This is a genomic window from Candidatus Palibaumannia cicadellinicola (assembly GCF_002855795.1).
Classification (GTDB): Bacteria; Pseudomonadota; Gammaproteobacteria; order Enterobacterales; family Enterobacteriaceae; genus Baumannia; species Baumannia cicadellinicola_C.
The window spans coordinates 1-2723 of sequence record NZ_NJPO01000115.1; the positions used below are offsets into that span (position 1 = coordinate 1).

Consider the following 2723-nt stretch of genomic DNA (forward strand, 5'->3'; position numbering starts at 1 on the left):
ACATTGCTTTAGGTAATACGTATGAGTTAAGTTGTCAAATATATTAACTGTTCACTCACTATATTAATTCGTATATCTAACAATAATTTCTCAAATTCATATGGTTTCTCAAAAACGTTCAGCAAGCTCCCACCGCTGGCTGCAAGAACACTTTAAAGATAAATATGTAGTACAGGCACAAAAAAAGGGACTACGTTCTCGTGCTTGGTTTAAACTGGATGAAATACAAAAAAGCCATAAGCTGTTTCAACCATGTATGACAGTGATAGATCTTGGTGCTGCACCTGGAGGTTGGTCGCAATATGCTGCTACACAAATAGGCAGAAAAGGACGTGTAATTGCCTGTGATATTCTTTCCATGCCTCCATTATTAGGAGTAGACTTTTTAAAAGGGGACTTTTGTGATCCACAAGTATTACAAATGATCCTTAAATTAGTAGGAGACAAAAAAGTCCAGGTTATTTTATCAGATATGGCTCCTAATATTAGTGGTATGCCAACGATAGATATTCCAAAGTCTATGTATTTAGTAGAGCATGCATTAAAAATATGTCGAGATATTTTAATACCAGGTGGTAGTTTTGTAGTAAAAATATTTCAGGGAGATGGATTTAATGAATATCTACAGAACATTCGCTCCTTATTTACTAACGTAAAAATTATGAAACCAGATGCTTCGCGGTCTCATTCTCGCGAAGTATACCTTCTAGCGAAGGGGCGTAAAATATAATACCATATTATGCAAATGGTTCATGTTGTTTTAATATGAGGTTAATCCCTTGAGTGACATGGCGAAGAACCTAATTCTTTGGTTAATCATCGCAATAGTGCTGATGTCGTTATTCCAGAGCTTTGGGCCCAGCGAATCAAATGAACGTAAAGTGGATTATTCAACTTTTATGTCAGAATTAAATCAAGACCAAGTTAGGGAAGCACGTATTAATGGTCGTGAGATTACCGTGATCAAAAAAGACAGTCACCACTATACTACTTTTATTCCAGTTAATGACCCTAAATTGCTAGATATTCTGTTAACCAAAAATGTTAAAGTAGTTGGCGAACCACCTGAAGAACCTAGTTTGCTAGCGTCAATATTTATATCTTGGTTTCCAATGCTATTACTCATTGGAGTCTGGGTATTTTTTATGCGGCAAATGCAGGGAGGCGGTAAAGGAGCAATTTCTTTTGGTAAAAGCAAAGCGCGTATGCTAACAGAAGATCAAATAAAAACTACTTTTGCCGATGTTGCTGGTTGTGACGAAGCTAAAGAAGAAGTTAGCGAGCTGGTAGATTACCTACGAGAACCTAGTCGTTTTCAAAAGCTAGGAGGTAAAATTCCTCAGGGAGTTTTAATGGTTGGACCCCCCGGTACAGGGAAAACCTTACTAGCTAAAGCAATCGCTGGAGAGGCTAAAGTACCATTCTTTACTATCTCTGGTTCTGATTTTGTAGAAATGTTTGTAGGTGTAGGCGCATCGCGTGTACGTGATATGTTTGAGCAAGCTAAAAAAGCTGCACCATGTATTATCTTTATAGATGAAATAGACGCAGTAGGTCGGCAGCGTGGAGCTGGCTTAGGCGGGGGTCATGATGAACGCGAACAAACCTTAAACCAAATGCTAGTAGAAATGGACGGTTTTGAAGGCAATGAAGGTATTATCATTATCGCTGCTACCAACCGGCCGGACGTATTAGATCCAGCGTTGCTGCGACCCGGACGTTTCGATCGACAGGTAGTGGTTGGGTTACCGGATGTACGTGGTCGTGAACAGATTCTTAAGGTACATATGCGCCGTGTTCCGCTAGCAGCAGATATGGACGCTTCAGTTATTGCCCGCGGTACACCAGGTTTCTCCGGAGCAGATTTAGCTAACCTAGTAAACGAAGCGGCACTTTTTGCCGCCCGCTGCAGCAAACACGTTGTCTCAATGATCGAATTTGAAAAAGCCAAGGACAAAATTATGATGGGTGCCGAACGCCGTTCTATGGTGATGACCGAAGCACAGAAAGAGTCTACCGCTTATCATGAAGCAGGACATGCTATTATTGGTCGTTTAGTGCCAGACCATGATCCGGTGCATAAAGTGACTATTATCCCACGGGGTCTCGCTCTCGGAGTGACCTTTTTTTTACCGGAAGGAGATGCTATTAGCTCTAGCCGTCAAAAGCTAGAAAGCCAAATTTCTACTCTATACGGTGGACGACTAGCAGAAGAAATCATTTATGGCTCAGCTAGAGTTTCTACTGGGGCATCTAACGATATCAAAGTAGCTACTTCTATTGCTCGTAATATGGTCACTCAGTGGGGATTTTCAGATAAATTAGGCCCGCTTTTATATGCTGAAGAAGAGGGTGAAGTGTTCCTGGGTCGTTCCGTAGCGAAAGCTAAACATATGTCAGATGAAACGGCACGCATCATTGACCAAGAAGTTAAGTTGTTAATTGAGCGTAACTATCTACGCACCAGAATGTTATTAATAGACAATATGGATATCTTACATGCTATGAAAGATGCGCTGATGAAATATGAAACTATTGATGCACCGCAGATTGATGATTTAATGGCACGTAAATCGTCTGTACGACCACCTGCAGGTTGGGATGATCATTTTGATAGTAGTAGCAATGACATGAGCATGAGTATGAGCGGGTATGCCATGAACTCTGTTCCAGGTAGAAAACGATCTAGTACAGAATCTCGGCAATACAATACTATGTGATAT

Annotated in this window: 2 protein-coding genes; both read left to right on the forward strand. The window is 40.7% G+C overall.

Features of this window, described 5'->3' with window-relative positions; all coding sequences use genetic code 11:
- Positions 1-100: 100 nt before the first annotated feature.
- A complete protein-coding gene (gene rlmE / locus CEX73_RS02225) occupies positions 101-730 on the forward strand; it encodes a 23S rRNA (uridine(2552)-2'-O)-methyltransferase RlmE (protein WP_101626971.1) in 630 nt (209 codons plus the stop codon).
- Between the two features lie 49 nt (positions 731-779).
- Positions 780-2720: an ATP-dependent zinc metalloprotease FtsH gene (ftsH, locus tag CEX73_RS02230; RefSeq protein WP_260081251.1), complete on the forward strand. Its 1941-nt coding sequence runs from the start codon at positions 780-782 to the stop codon at positions 2718-2720.
- Positions 2721-2723 lie beyond the last annotated feature (3 nt).